Origin of the sequence: Streptomyces sp. NPDC093071 (genome assembly GCF_044754545.1) — a bacterium.
Lineage (GTDB): Bacteria > Actinomycetota > Actinomycetes > Streptomycetales > Streptomycetaceae > Streptomyces.
The window spans coordinates 944926-970391 of sequence record NZ_JBIVPH010000002.1; the positions used below are offsets into that span (position 1 = coordinate 944926).

At 73.8% G+C, this 25466-nt stretch carries 13 protein-coding genes; 4 read left to right on the forward strand and 9 right to left on the reverse strand.

Going from position 1 to position 25466, the window contains the following annotated elements; all coding sequences use genetic code 11:
- Positions 1 to 30 precede the first annotated feature (30 nt).
- The 5 genes from ACIQD7_RS09760 to ACIQD7_RS09780 all read right to left on the reverse strand — a co-directional run bounded on the left by ACIQD7_RS09760 (position 31) and on the right by ACIQD7_RS09780 (position 14850).
- Entirely contained in the window at positions 31 to 1884 is a 1854-nt protein-coding gene (locus tag ACIQD7_RS09760; RefSeq protein ID WP_402441085.1) for an amino acid adenylation domain-containing protein, read from the reverse strand.
- An 8-nt stretch (positions 1885 to 1892) separates the two neighbouring features.
- A complete protein-coding gene (locus ACIQD7_RS09765; RefSeq protein ID WP_402441087.1) occupies positions 1893 to 2927 on the reverse strand; it encodes a TauD/TfdA family dioxygenase in 1035 nt (344 codons plus the stop codon).
- Positions 2928 to 2985: 58 nt separating this feature from the next.
- A complete protein-coding gene (locus ACIQD7_RS09770; protein ID WP_402441089.1) occupies positions 2986 to 3783 on the reverse strand; it encodes a thioesterase II family protein in 798 nt (265 codons plus the stop codon).
- Complete coding sequence (locus ACIQD7_RS09775; protein WP_402441091.1) at positions 3780 to 13289, reverse strand: amino acid adenylation domain-containing protein; 9510 nt, start codon at positions 13287 to 13289, stop codon at positions 3780 to 3782. The genes ACIQD7_RS09770 and ACIQD7_RS09775 overlap by 4 nt, the downstream gene beginning before the upstream one ends.
- Positions 13290 to 13491: 202 nt before the next feature.
- A complete protein-coding gene (locus tag ACIQD7_RS09780) occupies positions 13492 to 14850 on the reverse strand; it encodes a helix-turn-helix domain-containing protein (RefSeq protein ID WP_402441093.1) in 1359 nt (452 codons plus the stop codon).
- Between the two features lie 317 nt (positions 14851 to 15167).
- Here ACIQD7_RS09780 and ACIQD7_RS09785 point away from each other — a divergent pair, with 317 nt between their 5' ends.
- Complete coding sequence (locus tag ACIQD7_RS09785; RefSeq protein WP_402441095.1) at positions 15168 to 15407, forward strand: hypothetical protein; 240 nt, start codon at positions 15168 to 15170, stop codon at positions 15405 to 15407.
- Between the two features lie 58 nt (positions 15408 to 15465).
- Here the strand turns inward: ACIQD7_RS09785 and ACIQD7_RS09790 are convergent, their stop codons facing one another.
- The gene (locus ACIQD7_RS09790) at positions 15466 to 18519 is read right to left on the reverse strand and encodes an AfsR/SARP family transcriptional regulator (RefSeq protein WP_402441097.1); all 3054 of its coding nucleotides are present in this window, start codon (positions 18517 to 18519) and stop codon (positions 15466 to 15468) included.
- 216 nt (positions 18520 to 18735) lie between these two features.
- On the opposite strand from ACIQD7_RS09790, the gene ACIQD7_RS09795 reads away from it, so the two are divergent.
- From ACIQD7_RS09795 to ACIQD7_RS09805, 3 genes are all read left to right on the forward strand, one after another.
- Positions 18736 to 19134 (forward strand): nuclear transport factor 2 family protein, encoded by a 399-nt coding sequence (locus tag ACIQD7_RS09795; protein ID WP_121831929.1) that lies wholly within the window; start codon positions 18736 to 18738, stop codon positions 19132 to 19134.
- A 307-nt stretch (positions 19135 to 19441) separates the two neighbouring features.
- The gene (locus ACIQD7_RS09800) at positions 19442 to 20527 is read left to right on the forward strand and encodes a PP2C family protein-serine/threonine phosphatase (RefSeq protein ID WP_402441100.1); all 1086 of its coding nucleotides are present in this window, start codon (positions 19442 to 19444) and stop codon (positions 20525 to 20527) included.
- Between the two features lie 78 nt (positions 20528 to 20605).
- Positions 20606 to 21097, forward strand: a complete 492-nt coding sequence (locus ACIQD7_RS09805) for a GNAT family N-acetyltransferase (protein ID WP_402441102.1) — start codon at positions 20606 to 20608, stop codon at positions 21095 to 21097.
- On the opposite strand, the gene ACIQD7_RS09810 is transcribed toward ACIQD7_RS09805, so the two are convergent.
- The 3 genes from ACIQD7_RS09810 to ACIQD7_RS09820 form a co-directional block, all read right to left on the reverse strand.
- A complete protein-coding gene (locus ACIQD7_RS09810) occupies positions 21081 to 21839 on the reverse strand; it encodes a class E sortase (protein ID WP_402441104.1) in 759 nt (252 codons plus the stop codon). The two genes, ACIQD7_RS09805 and ACIQD7_RS09810, sit on opposite strands and share 17 nt — an antisense overlap.
- Before the next feature lie 181 nt (positions 21840 to 22020).
- Positions 22021 to 23112 (reverse strand): DUF1996 domain-containing protein, encoded by a 1092-nt coding sequence (locus ACIQD7_RS09815; RefSeq protein WP_121831922.1) that lies wholly within the window; start codon positions 23110 to 23112, stop codon positions 22021 to 22023.
- Positions 23113 to 23257: 145 nt separating this feature from the next.
- Positions 23258 to 25426: a discoidin domain-containing protein gene (locus tag ACIQD7_RS09820; protein ID WP_402441106.1), complete on the reverse strand. Its 2169-nt coding sequence runs from the start codon at positions 25424 to 25426 to the stop codon at positions 23258 to 23260.
- Positions 25427 to 25466: the final 40 nt, after the last annotated feature.

The window sequence follows — 25466 nt, forward strand, 5'->3', positions numbered from 1 at the left end:
CGGGGGCGGGGACGAGGGCGGGGGCCGCGGTCAGGCATCCTTCGCGGCCGTCAGCTCCTCGATGTGGGCGGCGAGGTCGCGCAGCCGGGGGTGGGCGTAGACGGCCTTGACGGGCAGCGCGACGGAGAGTTCGGCCCGGACCCGGGAGACCAGCTTGATGGCGAGCAGGGAGTGGCCGCCGAGCTTGAAGAAGTTGTCGTCGGGGCCGATCGACGCGGCCCCGAGGACCTGGGTCCAGACGCGGGCGATCAGCTCCTCCGCCGCCCCGCTCGGCGCCCCGGCCGTCCCGGGCCCCCGGTCCGCCGGCGTTTCGACGCGGGTGGGGAGCGCGGCCCGGTCGAGCTTGCCGCTGGGGGTGGTGGCGAACCGGTCCACGGCGACGTACGCGGCCGGGACCATGTACGCGGGCAGGGCGGCGGTGAGCGCGGCGCGGAGCGCGGCGGCGTCCCCGCCCCGGTGGTAGGCGATCAGGCCGGGAGTGCCGCCCGCGTCCTCGCCGAGGATCACGGCGGCCTCGGCGACGCCGTCCACCCGGGTGAGGGCGGCCTCGATCTCGGGGAGTTCGATGCGGTGGCCGCGCAGCTTGATCTGGCCGTCGGCACGGCCGAGGTAGACGAGCCGGCCGTCGGGGAGCCGTCGGCAGCGGTCGCCGGTGCGGTACGCGCGTCCGCCGGACGGGTCGGCGACGAAGCGTTCGGCCGTCAGGCCGGGGCGGTTGCGGTAGCCGCGGGCCAGGCGCGGGCCGGTGAGGTACAGCTCGCCGGCCTCCCCCTCCGCCACCGGGGCGAGGTCGGCGTCGAGGAGCCGGGCCCGGAGGCCGGGCAGGGCGGTGCCGATGTGCGGTTCGCCCGGCCGGTCGATCCAGCCGGCGGTGGCGTCGACGGTGCACTCGGTGGGCCCGTACACGTTGAGGGCGCGCAGCAGGCCGGAGGCGTGGGCGGCGGCCAGGCGGTCCCAGAGCGCCGGGCCGATGGCCTCGCCGCCGACGAGGAGGGTCAGCGGGCGCGGGCCGCCGTCCGGGGTGAGCAGGTCGAGCAGCGGGTCCGCGTGCGAGGGGGTGACGTCCAGGTCGGTGAGGGCCTGTTCGTCGACGAGGGCGGCGAGGAGGGCCGGGTCGCGGCGGGTCTCCTCGTCGATCATGACGAGGGTGTCGCCCCGGCAGAGCCGTATCCACTGCTGGACGGACGCGTCGAACGACGGGGAGGCGTTCCAGCCGACCCGGCGGCCCTCGCCGGTGGCGGCGCCCGCTCCTTCGAGCTCGCGCAGCAGCAGGGAGACGGCGCCGCGGCCGATCTCCACGCCCTTGGGGCGGCCGGTGGAGCCGGAGGTGTAGATGACGTAGGCGAGGGTGCCGGCGGTGACCGGGACGGGGGCGTACGGGGCGGGGGCGGCGTCCCGGGCGTCCGCGTCCGTCAGCTCGGCGAGCGTCACGGCGCGGGTGCCGGGGGCGGGGGATCCGGCCGTGCCGTCCGTCACCACCAGGTCGGCGCCGGAGTCCTCGACCAGGTAGCGGCGGCGCTCGGCGGGCAGGGCGGGGTCGACCGGCAGGTAGGCGGCGCCCGCGGTGAGGGTGCCGATGATCGCGGTGACGTGTCCGGCGCCGCGCGGCAGGCAGAGCGCGACGACGCTCTCCGGTCCGGCGCCGAGGGCGGCGATCCGGGCGGCGAACGCGGCGGCCTCGGCGCGGAGTTCGTCGAAGGTGAGGGTGCGGTCGCCCGCGACGACGGCGGTGCGGCCGCCGGGGGCGGTGGCGAGCCGGGCGAGCAGGTCGGCCGCGCCGGTTCCGGCGGCGGCGCACGTGCCGCAGGAGCAGGAGTCCGCGGCGTGCTCCCCCGGGAGGGGGGCGGGCCGGGTGGCGGGGCGCTCGGGGAGGACGGCGGTCATAGCGGGGCTCACCTTCCGTACGGGGCGGTGGAGGGGGCGGAGGTCGGGGAGCAGGCGGACAGCGGCACCGGCTCGCCCATGGCGACGAGGATCTTGCGGTCCCCGGTGTACGACTCGCGGCCGTGGGCGCAGAGGATGTTGTCGACGAGCATCAGGTCGCCGGTCCGCCAGCTCTCCCGCACGGTGACCGCCTGGTAGGCGTCGTTGACGGCGTCCACCTCGGCGTCGGTGAGGGCGGTGCCGTCGCCCAGGAGGGTGTGGAAGGGCAGGCCGTCCTCGCCGAACGTCTCGGTGAGGACCTCGCGGACGTCCTCGTCGAGGCTGCGGGCGTTCCAGAACGCGAAGTGGTTGAACCAGACGCGCTCGCCGGTCACCGGGTGGGTGATGATCGCGGAGCGGCGCTGGCGGGTGCGCAGGGTGTCCTCGTCGAGCCATTCGTAGCCGATGGCGTGGTCGTCGCAGTACGCCTCGGCGCCCGCCGGCTCGTCCGAGGAGAACGCCTTGCGCCAGGGCATCCCCGCCAGGTCGGAGTAGTTGCGCACGAGGAGCCAGCCGGCCTCGGCGAACCGGTCGACGAGGTCCGGCGGGAGGAGGGCGAGGGCCTTCCGCATGTCGCCGACGGTGGTGGCGCCGCCGGTCTCGGAGGCGGTGACGCAGCCGAAGAGCAGCACGCCGGGGAAGTCGAGGGTGTAGCTGTTCTCGTTGTGGAGGCGGATCGGCTGGGCGGCGGGCAGGTCGGTGGAGGAGAAGACGCCCTCGCCGAAGTCGGTGCGCGGGGTGGCCTTCTCCTTGTACCCGGCGCGCTCGGCGATCAGCGCGTCCCGTGCCTCGGCGAAGGTCGCCGCGTCCGTGACGGGCAGGCCGCGCAGCATGACCGCGCCGGAGCGGTGCAGCTCGGCCTGGATGTCGGCGCGCCGGTCGGACAGCCACGCGGCGGCCTCGGCCATGGTGCCGAAGGCGGGCGTGTGCAGGATGGCCGGCTTGCCCGGCTCGCGGACTACGGTGACGCCGGTGGCGGCCGGGCTCGGGGCGAACGTGGTCATGGCGGGTTCCTCGTCTTCCGTGGGAAGGGGGTGCGATGGGTGTCTGCGGGGGCGCGGGTCAGGCGGCAGTGGTCGCGGAGGCGCGCAGGGCGTCGAGGACCGGGTTCAGCCGGGCGAAGAAGCCGGGCAGGTCCTGCTGGAAGTAGAAGTGGTCGCCGGGCAGCACCTCGGGCTCGACCGGGTGACCGGCCACGAGGGACCAGCCGCCGAGCATGTCGGCCGGGACGATCGGGTCGGCGTCGCCGCCGAAGACCGCGACCGGGCAGTCGAGCCGCACGCTCGGGGCGGTGCACCGGTAGACGTCGTCGATGGCGAAGTCGGCGCGGATGGACGGCAGGACGATCTCGCGGAGCTCCGGGTCGTCCAGGATGCCGTCGTCGGTGCCGCCGCGCTCCTTGATGGCGGCGACGAGCTGGTCGTCGTCCAGCCGCTCGGGGTGCACCGGGCACTGGTTGGGCAGGACGGGCGCCCGGCAGGCGGAGGCGATCAGGCCGTACGGGGTGCGGCCGCCGGCCTGGAGGGCCCGGGTCACCTCGAAGGCGACCAGGCTGCCCATGCTGTGCCCGAGGACCACCAGGGGGCCGGTGTCCGAGGGGAGGGCGTCGACCACGGGGAGCGCCAGGTCGTCCACGGACTCGGGCAGGTCCTCGCTGTAGCGGGCGCCCCGGCCCGGGTACTGGCCGATCAGCAGCCGGACGTCGGCCGGCAGGTGCTCGCGCCACGTGCTGTACGCGTGGGCGTTGCCTCCCGCGTGCGGAAGGACGAGCAGCGACAGGCGGTGCGGGGCGTCTCCGGGGAGGTCCCAGACGACGTCTTCGGGGGCGGGGGCGGAGGCGGGGTCCGGGAAGGAGGTCATGAGCTGATCCGTTCTGTCTCGGTACGGCGGCGGAGGGCGGGTCGGGCCTTCTTCGCCGGGGCGGCGGCGCTCTTGAGCGCTTCGACGTGCGCGGCGAGCCGGGCGGGGGTCGGGTGCTGGAAGACGTCGCGGACGGTGAGCCGCACGTCCAGGGCACCGGCGATGTGGTTGGTGAGGCGGGCCCCCAGGAGGGAGTGGCCGCCGTGGTGGAAGAAGTCGTCGTCGACGGTGAGGTCGGCGGGGGCGTCGAGGACGCGGACGAAGAGGGCGAGCAGGGTCTCTTCGAGCGGGGTGCGCGGCGCGCGTCCGGAGGCGGCGGCGACGGCCGGCTCGGGCAGGGCCCGCTTGTCGATCTTGCCGTTCGGGGTGAGGGGCAGCCGCTCCAGGAACGTGAGGTGGGTCGGGACGAGGTGCTCGGGCAGCCGGTCCGCCACGTGCCCGCGGACCTCTTCCGGAGGGGTGTCGCCGTCGGTGACGACGTACGCGGCGAGCCGGTCGTGGTGGACGGTGACGACCGCCTGGGTGACCCGGGGATGGGTCAGGAGCGCGGCTTCGGTCTCTCCCGGTTCGACCCGGAAGCCCCGGATCTTGATCTGGTCGTCCACCCGGCCCTCGTAGAGCAGGTGGCCGTCCCGGTCGAAGCGGGCGAGGTCGCCGGTCCGGTAGAGCCGGCCGGGTCCGAACGGGTTCGGCACGAAGCGGATGGCCGTCAGGTCCGGCCGGCCGAGGTAGCCGTGGGCCAGGCCCTCACCGGCGAGGTAGAGCTCCCCGGTCACGCCCGGCGGGCACAGGTTCAGCCGGGCGTCGAGGACGTAACTCCCCTTGTTGACCAGGGGGGTTCCGATCGGGACGAGGGAGTGCGGTTCGTCGCCGGGGGCGATGGGGTGGGTGGTCGTGAAGCCCATGGACTCGGCGGGCCCGTAACCGTTGACGATCTCGATGCCGGGCTTGAGCCGGTGGAGCTTGTGGACGTGGGCCGGGGAGGCGGCCTCGCCTCCGGTGAAGGCGACCGTGACCGTGGCGAAGGCCTCCGGGTGCTCGTCCACCAGGAAGTTGAACAGACTCGCCGACAGCTGCAGCATCGTCACGCCGTGACGGCGAGACAGCTCACTGATCAGTACGGGCTCGGGACGCTGCCCCGGCTGCAACACCGATGTCCCACCGTGGAGCAGCGCGCCCCAGAACTCCAGGCTGAACGCGTCCCACGACACCGGCGAGCACTGCAGGAACACCTCGCCCGGCCCGAACCGGCCGTACGACTGGCCACTCACCGTCGACACCAGATTCCGGTGCGAGGACAGGATCCCCTTCGGACGGCCCGTCGACCCCGACGTGAACATCAGGCAGGCGGAGTCGTCCGGGCCGATCGGCAGACCGAGGTTGCCGGTCCCGAGGGACGGGAGGTCGGCCGGGGCCTCCGTGTGGGTCGCCCAGGGGCCGTCGATGCGCGCGGCGAGGGACGGGCAGGTGAGGAGGTGGCGGATGCCGGCGTCGGTGGCGGCCGAGCGCAGCCGCTCGTCGGGGAAGTCCGGGTCCAGGAGCGTGTAACCGGCCCCCGCCTTGACCACGGCGATCACCGCGGCCGCGAAGTCCGCACCCCGTTCGAGGAGTACACCGGCCATGCCGCCCCGGCGCAGCCCTCGCTCCCGCAGCAGCCGGGCCCAGCGGTTGGCGGTGTCGTTCAGCTCGGCGTACGTGACGCTCCGCTCGCCGTCGACCAGGGCGGTGCGGTCCGGATGGCGGGCGGCCTGCTCCTCGAACCGCTCGACCAGCGAGGCGTCCCCCACGTCGATCGCCGTACCGGCCCACGGCCCGGTCAGCAGCTCCCGCTCCGCACCCGACAGCACCTCCAGGCCCGAGAGCCGGACGCCCGGCTCGTCCAGCACCTGGACCAGGACCTCACCGAGGGCCGCCGCCAAGCGCCGTACCGTCACCTCGTCGAACAGCTCCCCGGCGAAGAGCACGGCACCGTGCAGGCGCCGGCCGTCGTCGGAGCGGAGCAGGAACTCCAGGTCGAACTTGACCGATCCGTTCGCGAGGCCCGAGACCTCGAAGGTACGGACACCGGCCAGGTCCAGTCGCGGGGCGGTACCCGCCTCAAGACCGAGGCAGATCTGGAAGAGGGGGTGACGGGAGAGCGTACGGGTGGGATTGGCCGCCTCCAGGACCAGATCGAACGGCGTCTCCTGGTGCGCGAACGCGTCCAGGTCGGCGGTACGGACCCGGCCCAGGAGCTCGCGGAACGTCGGATCGCCCGCACTGTCGGTCCGCAGGACCAGCGTGTTCACGAAGAAGCCGACCAGACCCTCCAGCGCCTTGTCCCCGCGCCCCGCCACCGGCGAACCGATCGCCAGATCGGACCCCGCACCCCACCGGGTCAGAGCCGCCACGAGCGCCGCGTGCACCACCATGAACGGCGTGCACCCCTCGCTCCGGGCGAAAGCGGTCACCCGCTCGAAGACGTCCGCGCCGAGATCGACGTCGACCTGACCGCCCAGGTGGGAGGCCTTCGCCGGCCGGGGCCGGTCCAGGCTCAGCCCGTGCTCCTCGGGAAGGCCTTCCAACGCACCGCGCCAGAAGCCGAGTTCTCGACCGAGCACACTGTCCGGGTCGTCCGCCGTGCCCAGTATTCGCCGCTGCCAGGCCGCGTAGTCGGCGTACTGGACGGCCAGCGGATCCAGAACACTGCTCTCCACTCCCCCGACCCGGGCCGCGTACGCCCGCTCAAGGTCCGCGAAGAACACCCCGCCGGACACGCCGTCGGTCGCGATGTGGTGCACCACCAACAGCAGCACCGCCGACCCGTCAGTCAGGTCGAACACCACCGCCCGCACCGGAATCTCCGCCGCCAGGTCGAACACCCGGCCCGCCTCCGCAGCCAACTCGGCCTCGATGAGGCCGCCTTGGGTGCGGCGGGACTCCACGCTCACACGCGCCTGCTCCGGCGGGAGGATCCGCTGATGCGGCTCGCCGTCCACGGTCTCGAAGACCGTCCGCAGCGGGGCATGTCGCTCCACCACGTCCCCCAACGCCGCCTCCAGCGCCGCCAGATCCAGCGCATCGCCCTCCAGTCGCACCACCATCGGCACGTTGTAGGCCGCGCTGTCTCCGTCGAGCTGCGAAAGGAGCCACAGCCGCCGCTGCGCGTACGAGGCCGGGGACAGCCCGTCCCCCTCCCCCGCCACCAGCGGCGGAAGAGCGCCCTGCACGGCTCCCTCACCCGCGACCAGCTCCGCGAGGCCCGCCACCGTCGGGCTCCCGAACACGTCCCGGATCGTCAGCCGCACACCGAGCGCGTCCGCGATGTGGTTCGTCAGCCGCGCCGCCAGCAGCGAATGACCGCCGTGGTGGAAGAAGTCGTCGTCGACGGTGAGGTCGGCGGGGGCGTCGAGGACGCGGACGAAGAGGGCGAGCAGGGTCTCTTCGAGCGGGGTGCGCGGGGCACGGCCGGAGGCGGTGGCGACGGCCGGCTCGGGAAGAGCACGCTTGTCGATCTTGCCGTTCGGCGTGAGGGGCAGCCGCTCCAGAAGGATCACGTGCGCGGGTACGAGGTGCTCGGGCAGCCGGTCGGCCACGTGCCGCCGGATCTCCTCCGGGTGGATGTCGTCGTCGGTGACGACGTACGCGGCCAGCCGGTCGTGGTGGACGGTGACGACCGCCTGGGTCACCCGGGGATGGGTGACGAGCGCGGCTTCGGTCTCTCCGGGCTCGACCCGGAAGCCCCGGATCTTGATCTGGTCGTCCACCCGGCCCTCGTAGAGCAGGTGGCCGTCCCGGTCGAAGCGGGCCAGGTCGCCGGTCCGGTAGAGCCGGCCGGGCCCGAACGGGTTCGGCACGAAGCGGATGGCCGTCAGGTCCGGCCGGCCGAGGTAGCCGTGCGCCAGGCCCTCGCCCGCGAGGTAGAGCTCCCCGGTCACGCCCGGCGGGCACAGGTTCAGCCGGGCGTCGAGGACGTAACCCCCCTTTTTGGTGAGCGGAGTTCCGATCGGGACGACGGTATGGGGCTGATCGGTGGCCTCGATGAGATGAGTCGTCGTGAAGCCCATCGACTCGGCCGGCCCGTAACCGTTCACCACTTCAATGCCGGGCTTGAGCCGGTGGAGCTTGTGGACGTGGGCCGGGGAGGCGGCCTCGCCTCCGGTGAAGGCGACCGTGACCGTGGCGAAGGCCTCCGGGTGCTCGTCCACCAGGAAGTTGAACAGACTCGCCGACAGCTGCAACATCGTCACGCCATGACGGCGGGACAGCTCACTGATCAGCACGGGCTCGGGACGCTGCCCCGGCTGCAACACCGATATCCCACCGTGGAGCAGCGCGCCCCAGAACTCCAGGCTGAACGCGTCCCACGACACCGGCGAGCACTGCAAGAACACCTCGCCCGGCCCGAACCGGCCGTACGACTGGCCACTCACCGTCGACACCAGATTCCGGTGCGAGGACAGAATCCCCTTCGGACGGCCCGTCGACCCCGACGTGAACATCAGGCAGGCCGTGTCGTCCCCGGTCAGCTCGACGCCCAGGTTCTCCCCGGACAGGTCGCCCAGTTCCCCGGGCGCGCAGGAGACGGTCCGCCACGGACCCTCCAGACGTTCCGCGAGACGGGGTCCGGTGACCAGGACGCCGATGCCGGCGTCGGTGGCGGCCGAGCGCAGCCGCTCGTCGGGGAAGTCCGGGTCCAGGAGCGTGTAACCGGCCCCCGCCTTGACCACGGCGATCACCGCGGCCGCGAAGTCCGCACCCCGCTCAAGGAGCACACCGGCCATGTCGCCGCGCCCCAGGCCGTACGAACTCAGGTGGCGCGCCCAGCGGTTGGCGGCTGTGTTCAGCTCGGCGTACGTGATGCTCCGCTCGCCGTCGACCAGCGCGACCCGCTCGGGGAACCGTGCCACCTGCTCCTCGAACCGCTCGACCAGCGAGGCGTCCCCCACGTCGATCGCCGTACCGGCCCACGGCCCGGTCAGCAGCTCCCGCTCCGCACCCGACAGCACCTCCAGGCCCGAGAGCCGGACGCCCGGCTCGTCCAGCACCTGGACCAGGACCTCGCCCAGGACCGTCGCCAAGCGCCGTACCGTCACCTCGTCGAACAGGTCGGCGGCGAAGAGGACGGTGGCCCGGAGCGACTTCGCGTCGCCGGAGCGGAGGAAGAACTCCAGGTCGAACTTGGCGGATCCGTTGGAGACCTTTTCGACGGGCCCGGTCCGCACGCCCTTCAGCGCGAAGGCCGCTTCTCCGTCGGATTCGAGGCCGAGGCAGATCTGGAAGAGGGGGTGGCGGGAGAGCGTACGGGTGGGATTGACCGCCTCCAGGACCAGATCGAACGGCGTCTCCTGGTGCGCGAACGCGTCCAGGTCGACGGCTCGCACCCGGTCGAGCAGCTCGCGGAACGTCGGGTCGCCCGCGCTGTCGGTCCGCAGGACCAGCGTGTTCACGAAGAACCCGACCAGACCCTCCAGCGCCTTGTCCCCGCGCCCCGCCACCGGCGAACCGATCGCCAGATCGGACCCCGCACCCCACCGGGTCAGAGCCGCCACGAGCGCCGCGTGCACCACCATGAACGGCGTGCACCCCTCGCTCCGGGCGAAGGCGGTCACCCGCTCGAAGACGTCCGCACCGAGGTCGACCTCGACCTGACCGCCCCGATGGGACGCCCGCGCCGGCCTCGGCCGGTCCAGGCTCAGCCCGTGCTCCTCCGGCAGCCCCTCCAGCGCACCGCGCCAGAATCCGAGCTCCCGTCCCAGTACGCTCCCGGGGTCGGAGGCGTCGCCCAACACCCGTCGCTGCCAGGCCGCGTAGTCGGCGTACTGGACGGCCAGCGGATCCAGAACACTGCTCTCCGCTCCCCCGACCCGGGCCGCGTACGCCCGCTCAAGGTCCGCGAAGAACACCCCGCCGGACACGCCGTCGGTCGCGATGTGGTGCACCACCAGCGACAGCACGGCCGACCCGTCAGTCAGGTCGAACACCACCGCCCGCACCGGAATCTCCGCCGCCAGGTCGAACACCCGGCCCGCCTCCGCGGCCAGTTCCGCGTCCAGGTGCTCCGTCTCCACCCGCTGTCGCCGGATCGTCGGCTTCGCGAGTTCGGGCGGAAGGATCCGCTGGTGCGGTTCGCCGTCCACGGTGTCGAAGACCGTCCGCAGCGGAGCATGACGCTCCACCACGTCCCCCAACGCCGCCTCCAGCACCGCCAGATCCAGCCCACCGCTCTCCAACCGCACCACCATCGGCACGTTGTAGGCCGCGCTGTCGCCGTCGAGGCCGGCGAGGAGCCACAAGCGCCGCTGTGCGTACGAGGCCGGGGGCGGCCCGTCCCCGTCTCCCTCCCCCGCCACCAGCGGCGGAAGGGCGTCCCGTGCGTCTCCCCCGTCCCCGACCAGTTCCGCGAGGCCCGCCACCGTCGGGCTCCCGAACACGTCCCGGATCGTCAGCCGCACGCCAAGGGCGTCCGCAATGTGGTTCGTCAGCCGCGCCGCCAGCAGCGAATGACCGCCGAGCGCGAAGAAGCTGTCGTCGATGCCGATCGGGTCCGTCGTCTCCAGCGTCGTGCCGAAGAGGGCGACGAGGGTCTCCTCCGTCCGGGTGCGCGGGGCGCGCCGGGTGGCGAGGAGGGCCGTCGGTGCGGGCAGGGCCCGCTTGTCGATCTTGCCGTTGGGGGTGACGGGCAGCCGGTCGATGAGGGTCAGATAGGTGGGGACGAGGTGCTCGGGGAGCCGGTCGGCGACGTGTCGCCGGATCTCCTCCGGGTGGGTGTCGTCGTCGGTGACGACGTACGCGGCGAGGCGCTTCTCGTGGACGGTGACGACCGCCCGGGTGACCCGGGGATGAGTCAGGAGCGCGGCCTCGGTCTCGCCGGGCTCGATCCGGAAGCCCCGGATCTTGATCTGGTCGTCCGCCCGGCCCTCGTAGACGAGGCGGCCCCCGCCGTCGAAGCGGGCCAGGTCGCCGGTCCGGTAGAGCCGGCCGGGTCCGAACGGGTTCGGCACGAAGCGGATGGCCGTCAGGTCCGGGCGCCCCAGGTAGCCGTGGGCCAGGCCCTCACCGGCCACGTACAGCTCTCCGGTGGTTCCGGGCGGGCACAGGTTCAGGTGGGGGTCGAGGACGTAGGCGGGCTTGTCGACCAGGGGGGTGCCGACCGGGATCACGGCGTGCGGCCGGTCGGCCGGTTCGACGGCGTGGGTCGTGGCGAAGATCATCACCTCGGCGGGGCCGTACCCGTTGAGGACCGTGATGCCGGGCCTGATCCGCTGGAGCTTGTGGACGTGGGCCGGGGAGGCGGCCTCGCCCACGGTGAAGGCGGTGGTGACGGTGGCGAACGCCTCCGGGTGTTCGTCGGTGAGGTAGTTGAAGAGGGTGGCGGACAGCAGGAGCGTGGTGACGCCGTGCCGGCGAGCCAGTTCGGCGACGAGGGCCGGTTCGGGTTTCTGTCCCGGCTGGAGCACGACGGTGCCGCCGTGGAGGAGGCCGCCCCAGAGCTCCAGGCTGAACGCGTCCCAGGAGACCGGTGAGCACTGGAGGTAGACCTGGTCCGGGCCGGTGGGGAGGTAGGGCTGGCCGATCAGGGTCGACGTCAGGTTGCGGTGGGACGACAGGATCGCCTTGGGCCGGCCCGTCGAGCCCGAGGTGAACATCAGGCAGGCCGGGTCGTCGGGGTCGACGGGGAGGCCGGGGTTTCCGGGGCCGTAGGAGAGGAGTTCGCCGGGGGCCTCGGTGTGGGTGGCCCAGGGGCCGTCGAGGCGTCCGGCGAGGGACGGGCGGGTGAGGAGGTGGCGGATGCCGGCGTCGGCGGCGGCCGCGCGGAGGCGCTCGTCGGGGAAGTCGGGGTCGAGCAGGACGTGGGCGGCGCCGGTCTTCAGGACGGCGAGGACGGCGGTGGCGAAGCGGATGCCGCGCTCCAGGAGGATGCCCGCCAGGTCGCCGCGGCCCAGGCCGCGTGCGCTCAGGTGGCGGGCCCAGCGGTTGGCGGCGGCGTTGAGTTCGGCGTACGTGACGCTCCGCCCGCCGTCGATGAGCGCGATCCCGTCGGGGTGCCGGGCCGCCTGCTCCTCGAAGCGTTCCACGAGGGTCGTGCCGGCGGTTCCGGCGGGGCCGGTCACCGGTCCGGCCCACGGGCCGGTGAGCAGGGCGCGTTCGGTCTCCGTCAGGACGTCGAGGTCGGCGATCCGGCGCTCGGCCGGCCGGTCCGGGGCGAGGACGGTGGTGAGGAACGCGGCGAAGCGGTCCTGGTGGGCGGCGGCGGACGCCGGGTCGACGTCGTGGACGGGGGTGTCGAAGTCGATCCGCAGGCCGTTCGCGGCGCCGAGGTCGAGGACGGCGACGGCGAGGTCGTCCACCGGGCCGTTGCTCACGTTGTGGTTGAGGGTCGGGTGGCCGCAGACGGTGAGTTCCGCGTGGAAGCCCATGATGTTGAGGACGGGCGCGGCGAGGCGGCGGGAGCCGTCGACGACCCCGGCGTCCCGGCACAGGTCCTCGTAGCGGGTCAGCTGGTGGCGCAGTCCGTGCTTGACCTCGGCGGCGGCCGAGCGGACCAGGGCGCCGAGGGTCTCTCCGGGGCGTATCCGGAGCCGGAGGGGCACCACGTTCGACGACATGCCGGGGGTGCTGCGGGCCTGCCGGGTCGTGCGGCCCGTCACCGGCAGGGCGAGGACGAGTTCCTCGCGGCCCGTGACGCGGTGCAGGTAGACCGAGAAGAGGGCGACGAGGAGGACGGACCAGGAGACCCGCTCGCCGCGGGCGACCGCCCGCAGCCGGTCGGCGTCCGCCGGGGACACCCGCACGCTGCGGCGGGCGAAGGGCAGGCCGCCGTGCGCGGCGGGGGCCCGGCCGGTGCCCCGGACGAGGCCGGCGGGCGCGTCGGGGGCTCCGGCGAGGTGTTCCCGCCAGGCGGCCAGGTCGGCGGCGGCCCGGTCGGAGTCGCGGTACTCCGCGTCCTCGGCGAGCAGGTCGGCGAGGGCGCCGAACGGGGAGGGCCCCCAGGGTTCGCCCGCGACCGCCCGTTCGTACAGCTCGACCAGACGGGCGAGGGCCATGGACACGCCCACGCCGTCGACGACCAGGTGGTGGAAGCCGTAGAAGTAGAAGTACCGCTCCTCGCCGAGCTTGATCAGGGCGCAGCGGACGGGCGGGCGGCGGGTCAGGTCGAAGGGGGTGCCGATCAGGCCGTCGATCAGCCGCCAGGCCTCGGCCTCCGGGTCGTCGGCCGCGCTCACGTCGGTGTACGGGAGGTCGCGGGTGCTTGCGGAGTCGGCGGGGTCGATGAGCTGCCACACCTGCTCGCCGTCGTCCTCGAAGCCCCGGACGCGGAGGAAGTCGGCCTCCTCCGCGAGCCGGCGCCAGGCCGCCGCCATCAGCTCCGGGTCGACCGGGCCGAGGATCTCGCGGCACTCGGCGACGTTGTACTTGACGCCGGTGGGGTCGAGGGCGTGTGCCGTCCAGATGTCACGCTGGGCCACCGAGAGCGGCAACCGGACGGCGGCCGGAGCGGGTGCGACGGGCGTGTCGAACGGCATGGAGGGCTCCTGGAAGAGGAAGTCGCGGCGGCTGGCCGGTGGCGGGTGCGGTGACCCCGGGTGCGGTGACCCCGGGGGCGGGCGGTGGCCCTGGGGCCGGGCGGTGACTCCGGGGCGGGCAGTGGCCATACAACCCGTGGGGGCGGGCCGGGAGCGGCAGTTGCTCCGGCGGTACGGGAGCGGTTCGGCAGCGCGGCGGCAGTCAGGCGGCAGCGGTTCCGGCAGGAGCGGGGGAACCGGCCGCCGGTGCGCCCGCGGTCGCCGAGGCGAGGGCCCGTACGACGCACAGCACGCGGAACGCGGAGCGGCCGCCGTCCGTGCTGGACCGGATGACGCCGCCGACGAGGAGGTCGCGGACCGTGCGGCCGCAGTGCGGCAGGGGCAGGCCGGTCAGCCGGACGACGTCCTCCAGGAGGAACTCGTCCCGGCTGGCGGCGCACAGCTCGGTGATCAGGCTCCGGTGCCCTGCGGGCAGCCCGGCCAGGGTGCGGCCGACGCTCTCCCGCAGGTGGGAGCCGGAGCGGCCGTCGGCCAGGTGGTCGAGGAGCGGGGCGGGGTCGGACTCGACGATGCCGCGCAGGGTGGGCAGGTCGCAGACGGTGAGCCAGGAGGCGGCCGCGGCGAGGGCCAGCGGGTGTCCGTCGAGGCGGTGGCAGAGCCATGCGATGTCGGTGAGGGCCCGGTCGTCGGGGACGATGTCGGGGCGGACGCGGCGGAGCCGGTCGAGGAAGAAGCGGGTGGCGGGGGCGTCGGGGCGGGCGGTCCCGGTCGGGGCGGGCGCCTCCAGGGGCGCGAGGAGGAAGAGGCGTTCGCCGGGGACGTTCCAGGGCGTGTCGGCGGTGACGAGGAGGCGCAGTCCGGGGAGTTCGCGGAGCAGTCGGCCCAGCCGCTGGAAGTCGAGCCGTCCGGTGTCGGCGCCGTCGAGGACGAGGAGCGCCGCCCGGTCTCCAAGCAGGGCGGTGAGCGCGGGCGGGAGGGTGTCGGACGGTCCGTGGCCGTGCAGGAAGCCGGCGCAGTCGGCGGCCGGGGCGGCCGCCGGGTCGTCGTCGGCCGGCAGGCAGTCGGCGACCGCCCCGGGGGCGGTGTGCCACAGGACGGGGAGGCCGGCGTCGTGGAGTCTGGCCGCCGCCTCCAGGGCGAGTCTCGTCTTGCCGACGCCGCTGAGGCCGACGACGGTGATCAGGCGTTCGGCCCCGGAGCGCAGTTCCTCGGTGATGACGGCGGCCTCGGCCCGCCGTTCGATCAGCGGGTGCAGGGGTACGGGCGGTGCCGACCGCTCCAGGGGCAGGTGCCGGGCGCCGCCGCGCCGCACCGCGTCCTCCAGGGCCGTGCGGGCCCGGGGGCCCAGGCGCAGGGCGTCGGCGATGAGCCGGACGGTGTCGGTTCTCGGCCGCTGGGCCTTGCCCTTCTCCAGGTCGCGGATGGCGCGCACGCTGATGGTGGACAGGTCGGCCAGCTCGCGCTGGGTCAGGCCGATGCGGAGCCGGTGGCCGCGTATGAGGCTGCCGAGCGCGGCGGTGGCCGCGGTGGCGCCCTCCGGGGAAAGAATGGTCGTCGCCATGGAAAGCCCCCACTGGTCGAGTCGGGGCGAGGCCCTGGCGGCGGCCCGGTCGGGCCGCCGGCCGGCGCAAGGCCTCGCCGTCTGCTGCTCTCCATCGTGAGGACGGGGCTATCCAGGGGGTATCCCGTGAATAACCCCCAGGTCAGAGGTGGTGCGCGGACTCCCGTGATAGCGGACGGGATACCGGCGGGCGCGAGGCCTTTCACGAGGCGGCGCCGTGATAGTGGGGTGATAAGACAGCGGACGGTCCCGTGAATCCGGTCGTTCCTAGCGTGGTGGTCACAAGGAAGCACCGCCCCACCGAGAGGGAGAATCCGATGTCGAAGACCACCGCCGCCCGCACCGCCCTCCGCACCGTCGTCGCCTCCGCGCTGATCGTGCTCGTGACCGGTGTCGGTGCCCAGGCGAGCTGGGCGGACGAGCCCGTGGACACGACGCCGGCGGTCTCGTACGGGAACGGGAACGGGACCGACGACAGCACGGGCACCACCGGCACGGGTACGGGCACGGGTACGGCGGGCACCGCGGCCACCACCGACAACAACCCCTGGGACTGACCCCGCGCACCCCGGCGGCGACCATGTCCCCCCGGGATCGGCCGGCTCCCCGCAGGGGTCACCCGGCTCCGAGCAAACGTTTCGCCTCCGCCAGTTCCCGCCCCATCCGCCGCTCCCGGAAGACCTCGACGGCCGGCGCGAGCAGTTCCCGGGAACGCCCCGGTTCCTCCAGGAGCCGGGCGAGGTCCAGACGCACCAGCGCGCCCCCGCTCAGGTCCATGATCTCCTCCCGCGCGGCGACGGCCCGGTCGTAGAAGTCCCTGGCCCGGTCGGGGCGGCCCATCACGGCGAACGCGTGGCCGAGGTCGCGCAGCAGGTGCCCCTCGCCGATCACGTCGCCGGAGTCCCGGCAGAGTTCCAGCACCTCGGTGAAGGTCAGGACCGCCAGATCGCTCCGTCCCTGTTCCAGGAGCAGTTGTCCGACGCGCCGCAGGGTCCGCGCCCTGCCGCCGGTGTAACCGACCCCCTCGTAGATGTCCAGCGCCTCGTCCAGCTGCGTCTGCGCCGCCTCGATCTCCCCCTGGCGCATCCGGATGTGGGCGCTCTGGGTGAGGACGATCGCCCGGCCGACCACGTCGCCCGCCCGGTCGAAGTCGGCCAGGGACCTCCGGTACAGCTCCAGCGCCGAGGCGTCGTCGCCGTTCGTGCGCGCGATGAGCGCCATGTCGCGCCGGCACAGCGCCTCGCCCCGGGGCTCGTCGAGCGCCTGGAAGACGTCGAGCGCCGAGTTCAGCGCCTGGCGTGCCGTGTCGAACTGGTTGCGGCTCATGTAGAGCGAGCCGAGCGACGCGCGGACGGCGGCGGTGCCCCGCAGGTTGCCCGCCTTGCGGACGGCGGCGAGGGCCGTCAGGTGCGTCTGCTCCCACAGGTCGTAGTGGCCGCGCACCTCGAAGAGCGTGACGAGGGAGGTGGCGAGGTCCCAGCTGAGGTCGTGGAGTCCTTCGTCGGCGGTGTGCTCGACCATCCGGCACAGGGCGGTCTGTTCCGCGTCGAGCCAGGCCAGCGGGTCGGCCAGGACCGCCTCGGTGTAGGAGGCAGGTGGTTCCCAGCGGGGGGCGTCGCCGTGCAGGACGGTGAAGTCGCCCCCGTACACGGTGCGGTGGGCCTGCTGGGTCAGGTGCATCCAGCCGCCCGCCATGCGGGCCAGGGCCTCCCGCCGGACCTCCGGCGGGTGGTGCGCGGCCAGTTGCTCCCGCGCGTACACCCGGATGATCTCGTGGAAGCGGTACCGGAAGCCGCCGGTGCGCTCGACCCCGTCGACGTCCAGCATCTGCACGTCGACGAGGGGTTCCATGAGGTCGGAGGGGAAGGGCCGGTGGTCGTCGAGCAGGGCGCCCGCGAGCCAGCTGGGGAGGGTCGGCGCCTGGGCCATGCTGAGGAGCCGCAGCAGCCTGCGGTCCTCCGGGCCGAGGCCTTCGTACGTGAGGGACAGACTGGCCCGCATCGTCATCTCGCCGTGCGTCAGTTCGTCGAGCCGGTGCCGTTCGCTGGCGAGGCGCTGCACCATGGAGGCGAGGGTCCAGTGGGGGCGCGCGGCGAGCCGGGCGGCCACGATCCGCAGGGCCAGCGGGAGGCGCCCGACCGTGCGGACCAGGGCCTCCGCCGCCTGGGCCTCCCCGGCGACCCGCTCCCGGCCGATGATCCTGGACAGCAGTTCGAGGGCCATGTCCTCGTCGAGGACGTCCAGCTCCACCCGGTGGGCGCCGGGGAGCGCGGTGAGGCGGGCCCGGCCGGTGACGAGGACGGCACAGCCTCGGCTGCCGGGCAGCAGCGGCAGCACCTGGCCCTCGCCGGCCGCGTCGTCGAGGACCACGAGGACCCGGCGGGAGGCGAGCCGGGTGCGGTACATCTCGGCGCGCTCGTCCAGGGCCTCGGGGATCAGCTGGCCGGGGATGCCGAGGGCCCGGAGGAAGCGGCCGAGGACCTCGGCGGGGGTGGCCGGGGTGCCGGTGGTGCCGCGCAGGTCGCAGTAGAGCTGTCCGTCGGGGAAGCCGGTCTCGGCCAGGGTGTGGGCGACGTGCACGGCGAGGGTCGACTTGCCGGTGCCCGGTTTGCCGGTGATGGCGGCGAGTCCGACCGTGGTGCGGTCCGGTCCCCCGGTCAGCGCCCGCTCCAGGGCGGCGACCCGGGCGGCGTCCGACACGAAGTCGGCCACGGCTGCCGGGAGTTGGTGGGGGACGGTGTCCTGGCGTACGACCTCCGGGGCGGGCTCCGGCGCGGCGGCGGCCGGTCCTTCGTCGGCCGGGGTCCGCGCGGGCTCGTCGGGGGCCGCCCCGCGCGGTCGCTCGCGGACCGCTTCGGCGGCCGGGCGGGTCGGGCCCGCGGTCGGGCGGGCCGGTGCGGCGTCGGCGGCGACGGGCGGGGGCAGTTCGCCCGCCAGGATCGCCGACTCCAGTTCGCGGAGCTCCCGGCCGGGCTCCAGGCCCAGTTCGTCGGCGAGGATCCGCCGGCCGGCCCGGAAGGCCTCCAGAGCCTCGGCCTGGCGGCCCGACCAGTACAGCGCCTGGATGAGCTGACCGCGCAGCTTCTCCCGCAGCGGGTGTTCGTGGGTGAGCATCTGGAGTTCGCCCACGAGCCGGTCGTAGCGGCCGAGTTCGAGTTCGAGCTGGATGCGGAGCTCGGTGGCGGTCAGCCGCTCCTCGTTGAGCTGGCGCGCCCGGTTCGCCAGCGGGCCGCCGTCGAGGCCGGACAGGCACTCGCCCTGCCACAGCGTGACCGCGCTCCTCAGCAGGCGCACGGCCTCGCGGCAGGCGCCCTCCTCGCGCAGTCGCCGGGCCCGTAAGACGAGACCGGTGAAGAGCGCCGCGTCCACGTTGCCCGCCTCGGTGTGCAGGACGTAGCCCGGGGGCCGGGTCGTGATGGTGGCCTCCCCGGCGGCCCCGGCCAGCAGTTTCCGCAGCCGCGACACGCAGATCTGCACCTGGGTGCGGGCGGTCTCCGGCGGGTTGTCCTCCCAGATGAGGTCCACGAGGTGGTGGGTGCCGACCACCCGGTTGGCGTCGAGGAGCAGGGCCGCGAGGATCACCTCCTGGCGGCCGGGGGGCACCCGCAGGGGTCCGTCGGGGCCGTGCACCTGGAGGGGTCCGAGGAGCCGGAAGGGAAGGCGCGACACGTCCGGGATCCCCGGGTCTCTCTCACCTGCGCCGTCAGTCACCGATTCCCCCACGAAACAAATGAGTTGACACTTGAGACCCAAGTGAGGACAGTCTCCACATCCACCCCCGCTCTGTCCATGCCGTGAAGATCCCGGTCGGAGATAGAGGGGTGATAACCCGGAGTTGGTGACGCGCCCCAGAATCCTGCACCGAGAGTGAAAGGGGCTCAGCCGTTGAACCGCCACGATGAAACGACCCTCGGTCTGCCGGGACAGGTCGACCTGGTCACCGCCGCGGGCGTCGACCACGTCCGTCTCGTCTACGACTACCTCGACGCCGGTGACCTGGACTCGTGCGCCTCCCTGCTGCACGACGGCGTGGTGTTCGAGCTGCCCGGAATGCCTCCCGTCCGGGGACGCACGGCGGTCCTGCGCGCCCGGCTCGGCCACACCCCGCCGAGGGGCCGCCACGAGATCGACCGCGTCGTCGCCCAGAACCGCAGCGTGGTGGCCGCCGGGCGGTGCGTCGACCCGGACGCCGGGGGGCGGGAGCTGCACTTCGTCGACTTCTTCAGCATCACCGACGACGGCATGGTCCGCGCGTGTACGCGCTACTACCACGTGGCGCCCTGAGCCGCCGGGCGGCCCGGGCAGGAGGTCCCGGGCCCGGGGGCCTTCCGTACCTACCGCCGGAGGCCGTACGGGACGGAAGGTGGCCAGGACGGCACGTGCCGCGCACGACGGTGCGGGAGGCAGGGGAAGGAGCGGCGAGGTGTACGGATCCGTGGACACGGGACGAACCGGCCCGACGGGCGTCGCGGGCGCGGCGGGTCCTGCCGGTACGGCCGGCCCTGCCCGTACGGCCGGCCCGGCGAAGCCCCCCGCTCACGGCCCCCACCGACCCCGTCGTCCGGTCGAGCTTCGTTATCTGCTCGGGCGGGTGCTGCCCTTCGTCGTGCTCGTGGCCGCCCCGCTCGCCGACGTCCTGACCTCGCCGGAGGAGCGTTTCGACCGTCTGCTGATCGCGGCGCCCGCGTTCGCCGCGGTGACCTGGGGCGCGCGCGGGACGCTCGCGGTCGGCGCGCTGGCGATGGGGACGACCACGGTGCTCGCCCTCGGCCGGGGCGAGCGGCTCTTCCCCGCGCTCCTGGCAGGTCAGACGGTCCTGGCCGTCGTCACCCTGGCCGCGGCCCTGTCCAGCCAGGCGCGCCGGCGGCGGGAGGCCGAGCTGCGCCAGGTGAGCGAGGTGGCCGAGGCCGCCCAGTGGGCCCTGCTGCGCCCGCTGCCCCGGCGGCTCGGCGGCGTCGACCTCCGGCTGCTGTACGAGGCGTCCGCGGCCGGCGCGCACGTCGGCGGCGACTTCTACAAGGCCCTGAAGGTCCGGGGAGGCGTACGGATCATGCTCGGGGACGTCCAGGGCAAGGGCCTCGCGGCCGTCGAGGCGGCCTCGCTGCTGCTCGGCTCCTTCCGCGAGGCCGCGTACACGGCCCCCGGCCTGCCCGAGATCGCGGAGCGCCTGGAGGCGAGCATGGCCCGCTACGCCGAGCGGGCGCCGGAGTCGACGGCGGCCGACCGCTTCGCGACCGTGCTGCTGGCCGAGATCCCCGACGACGAGCCGGTCGTACGACTCCTCAGCTGCGGCCACCCGGCCCCGGTCGTCCAGCGCGGCCCGGTCGTGCGCACGGTCGAGCTGTCCTCGCCGTCCGTGCCGATCCACCTGCCGGTCCCGGTCGACGCCCCGTTCACGGTGGACGAGGTGCCGTTCGCCCCCGGTGACCGGATGCTGATGTTCACCGACGGCGTCAGCGAGACCCGGGACCGGCACGGCGCCTTCTACCCCCTGGAGCAGCGGCTGCGCGGCTGGGCGGCCGAGCCGGCCGACCGCGTCCCGGGCCTCCTCAAGGAGGACCTGGCCCGCTTCGGCGCGCGCGGCCTCGACGACGACACGACGGCCGTCCTCGTGGTCCGGGGCGCGCCCGGGGAGGAGGCCCCGCTCCGGCACGAGGACCGTCTGGTCGCCCTCTGAGGACCCCGGGCCCGGCACCGGCCGCCGCGACCGCGTAGGGTCGGCCCGCCCGTCGACCGAAGCCCCGAGGAACGCGCCGTGGACCTGCTCCCCTTCTCCGCCGAACACGCCGCCACGGTGGCGGCCTGGCCCGCCTCGTCCCGGGAGGTCCTCCTGTGGTGCGGGCGCCGGGAGTTTCCGGTGACCGGGGAGACGGTGGCCGGATGGCAGGAGGACCCGGAGGTCCACGGCCACGTCCTCGTCGGGGACGGGGCCGTGCTGGGGTACGGCGAGGTGTGGACCGACGCCGAGGAGGACGAGGCCGAGCTGGCGCGCATCGTCGTGGCCCCGGAGGCGCGCGGCAGGGGCGTGGGGCAGGTGCTGGTGCGGGCGCTGCTCGGCCGGGCCCTCGGCGCCGGTTTCGACGACGTCTTCCTGCGGGTCCACCCGGACAACGCCGTCGCGCTGCGCTGCTACGAGGGCGCGGGCTTCGTCCCGGTCGACCCCGAAGAGGCGGCGGAGTGGAACGCCGTCCAGCCGGTGCCGTACGTGTGGCTCACCCGGCCCGGCCGGGTCACGGGGACGCCGTAGGGGGCGCCCCGCCGGCCGGGCGGGTGGCGACGAGGACGCCGATCTTGTCGATGCGGTGCTCCGGGTTGCCCAGGGCGTCCCGCCAGTGGTTCCCGGCCGCGTCGTCCTCGGGCGTGGCGCAGGTGGAGAGGGTGATCATCGCCCGGGTGGGCCTCTCCCCCGGTTTCCCGGGGACGGGGGCGCGCTGCGCGGCGAGGGAGTCGGCGGACCGGAAGGACGTCGAGCGGGTGTCGACGATCCGGTACTCGTACACGGCGTCGGCGGCGGTCACGACGACCGTGTCGCCCTCCTCGACGTCGGGGAGCAGGCGCAGGGGTCCGCCGGCCGAGAGCCGGTGCGCGGTCACGAGGTAGTTGCCGACGTCGCCCGGCCCGACGCCGCCCCGGTCGCCGTGGGGGCTCGCCGCCACTCCGCGGTCCTGGATCCGGGTGCCGGGCAGGTCGTCGCTGGTGCCCTCGTACGGGAGGACGGGCAGGTCGGCCACCCCGATGGAGGGGATGTCCAGCTCGGCGCGGCGCGGGCGTGCCTCGGGGACGGGCGGGGGGGACGGCTCGGCGGGGGCGGGCGCCGCCGTGACGGGGTCGGTACGGAGCGTGGCGGAGGGGGCCGTCGTCGGCTGGCGGAGCGTGGGCGGGGCGGTCGTGGCGCCCGCCGGGCCGTCCGGGAGGGGGCCGCAGCCGAGGGCCACGAGGGCCGCCGCGGCGGTCGCGACGGCGAGGCGTGTGCGACGGGTTCGTGTCATGGGGGACGAGCCTTCCGGTGGCGACGTGTGGCTCACCGAGGATTGTCCCGTAAAAGGGGCCCGGGGGGTACTGGATCATGCGCGGCCCCTCCCCCGGCCGCACGGGCACGGCCCGGGCGCCGTGGAGGGGCGTCCGGGCCGTGCGCGGATCGTGTGCGACTCGTCTGGCGGGATCGCCGGGTCAGGGCAGCCGGTGGTCCTCGTTCAGCACGACGCCGCGTTCGGGGCGGTACAGGTCGAAGCCCCGGGTGTCGCACTGCAGGCCGCCGACGATGCAGTGGTCGACCAGGGCCTTGAGGGTGCGCTCCTCCCACGCGTTGAAGAAGTCGTAGTGGAAGGAGTAGCCGCGGCCGCTGGCCAGGCGGACCTGGCTCATGTCGCCGTTGACCGGCCACGCCATCTTGAACTCGATCATCGGCAGGGCGACCGGGTGGGAGGCCGGGCACATGTTGTCGTTGGTGCCGGGCTTGACCACCGGGTACGCCATGTGGCTCTGGTGGTTCGGGGTGTCGAGGTACTTCCCGTCCCAGCAGCTGGGGGCCTGCATCCGCAGGTTGAGCTGGACGTCGGGCCGGCTCGGACAGTTCGCCGGGATGTCGGTGTTGAAGAAGCTGTCACCGCACTCCCAGCCCTCGACGAACCCCTTGTGGGACCGGAACTCCTGGGCGGTCTGCATCGGGTTGCCGACGACGAACCGCAGCCCCTTGGGGAAGGGCCGCACGCTCCGGTAGTCGGTCACGCCCGCCTTGTAGTAGATGACCTGGGGGCCGACGGGCAGGATCTTCTGGTCGCCCTTGTAGAGCGAGGGCATCCAGTACGCGGAGGCGTCGGCGGGCGCCTTGCAGGTGGTGTTCCCTCCGTAGAGCGAGCCGGTGGTGCTGGCGGCATTGGTGGAGGTGTTGCCCATGAACGTGTGGTCGTGGGACTTGCCGAACTGGCCCGGGTAGACGATCGGGTCGTCCGGCGCGGTGTGGGTGACGGAGCACCCGGCCTGGAACTCGTGGTGGTAGGCCGGGGGCGGGGTGGCCGTGGACGGGACGACGCCGGTGACCTGGGGCACGGCGGGGATGTAGCCGTCGCCGTCGGCGTCGTCGCCCGAGGCCTGGGTGGAGGCGGCCATCCGGTGGCCTTCGTGGTTGGCGGCCGCGACGACGGCGGGCGGGAGGCCGCCGTCCGGGTCGGTGGCCTGCGCCATCGTGCCGATGCCGAGGGCGCCGGCGATGAGGGCCGTGCTGACGAGGAGTACGGAGAGCCGCTTCGGACTCGATCTCATGGGGATCTCCTGCCCGTGGGGGTGGTTCCGCGTGAACGCGAGGGCTCCACGCGACTGGTGTGGTGGTTTCCCGTGCGGTGGTGCGGGGGTGGCGGGGCCGAGCGGCGGGCCCCGCCACCCGTCATGGGGGGGGTGTTCGGCGTCGTCAGGCGTAGATGCCGAACTCGTGGAGCGAGTAGCCCCAGCCGGTTCCGCGCGCGGTGAGCTGGAGCCTCACGTACCGGGCGGTGGCTCCGGCCTCGATGGTGTCGATGTCGCCGTTACCCGTGGTGGTGGTGTGGATGGTGCGCCAGGTGGTGCCGTTGTCGGATACCTGGACCTCGTAGGACTTGGCGTAGGCGGGGTCCCAGACCAGCTGGAGCCGGTTGAAGGAGCGGGCCGAGCCGAGGTCGACCTGGATCCACTGGGGGTCGCTCCAGTCGCTGGCCCAGCGGGTGCCGGGGTTGCCGTCGACGGCGTGGGACGGCGGGCAGGGGCAGTCGCCGTAGGAGGCCTGGGAGGAGGAGGCGGTGGCGGGCCTGCCCAGGGCGATGTTGGTGCCGGCGACGGGCGGGGCGACGACCTTCACGGACTTGGTCTCGATGCCGGCGTTGCCGCGGCCGTCCTCGGCCTGGACGTACACCTTCCAGACGCCGAGCTTCTCGGGCGCGGTGACGGCGAAGGTGCCGTTGCCCAGGGAGCGGTACTGCGCGTCGACGAGGCGCTTGTCGCCGTTGGCGTAGTTCCCGCTGAGGTAGATCTTGGGCGTGACCGGGTCGCCGTCGGGGTCGCGGATGTCGGCGCGGACCGTGAACTCGCGTCCGGCGGGGGCCGCGGAGGCGGGGGTGACGGTCATGTTCGTGATGACCGGCGGGGTGTTGTCGCCCGCGGTGGAGCCGGCGTAGGCCTTCTTGACGGCGTAGTAGGACAGGCGCTTGAGGCCGTCGGGGAGGAGGTTGAACCAGACGCCGCCGAAGTCGTGTTCGAGGCCGTAGTGGAACATCGTCGCGCCGAGGGCGACGCCCCGGTGAGCGGTGATGCAGTTCCAGGCCTTGGTGTAGCCCTCGGCCTTCTGGACGTCGGTCGGCTCGTCGGGGACGCCGTTGACGTCGTCGGGCACCTCCCACTCGCCGGCGTTCCCCGTCTCGGTGATGATGTACGGCTTGTCGTACCCGCCGTCGATCCAGTCCTGGCGCACGCCGCAGACGTCGCCGTAGGCGTTCATCGAGTACAGGTCGAGGTCGGGCGCGTTGCGCTTGTAGTACGGCCAGGCGCCGGTCCAGGCGTCCGTGGAGGTCACGGGGTGGTCGGGGTCGATCGAGTGGATCTTCTTGGCGACGTCGTTGACGAAGGTCGTGTACGCGTTGCGCTGGGCCTCCAGTTCGGTCCCGCCGTAACAGTTCTGCAGACCGAGGACGGACTCGTTGCCGACGTTCCACATGAGGGTGGCCGGGTGGGACTTGTAGGCGTCGACCCACTTGGCGAACTCGGTGAGCATGGTGTTCTTGTACGCGGTGTCCGTCACGTAGTTGACGCAGCCGCCGGAGCCGGGGCCGCCGCCCGGCTGGAGCCAGAAGCCGTTGACGACCTTCAGGCCCTGGGCGGCCGCGGAGTCGAGCAGCGGCTTGGTGCCGCCGTCCGTGCCCCAGGTGCGGATGGTGTTGACGCCCATGGACTTCAGGTCCGGCATGTACTTCGGGGCGTCCGCGATGGCCGGGCCCCAGGTGAGGCCCTTGACGGTGTACGGCTGTCCGCCGACGGTCAGCTGCCAGTTGCCCTGCGAGCCGGTGACCCGGACGGCGCCGCCGGGCTCGGGCTGGGTGGTGCCGCTCTCGCCGTAGACCCGGAACTCCCAGAGGGAGTAGCCGTATCCGGTGGCGCGGGTGACGCCCTGGAGGCGTACGTAGCGGCCGGTGCCGGAGACCGCGAGTTCGTCGGTGCCGCCGTCGCCGGCGGTGACGGACGTGACGGTGCGCCAGTCGGTGCCGTTGTCGGAGAGCTGGATGTCGTAGGCCTTGCCGTAGGCGCCCTCCCAGTTGAGTACGACGCGGCTGATGTTCGCGCGTGCGCCGAGGTCGACCTGGAGCCACTGGGCGTCGCTCCACTGGCTGGCCCAGCGGGTGCCGGTGAGGTCGCCGTCGACGGCGGCGGAGGCGGCGTATCCGGCGCCCTCGGTCGAGGAGGCGGTGGCGGTCTTCCCCTGGGAGAGGAGGGTCTCGGCGGCGGTGGCGGGCGCCGCGGTCAGCACGGTGGCGGAGGTGGCGAGCAGGGCGCCGAGGGACACGAGCGAGGCCGTGGTGCGGGCCCGCCTTCGTGCGGTCGAAGCGGTGGTCATGACGGCTCCTGGACGGAGGGGAGGGGGGATCGCCTTCCGG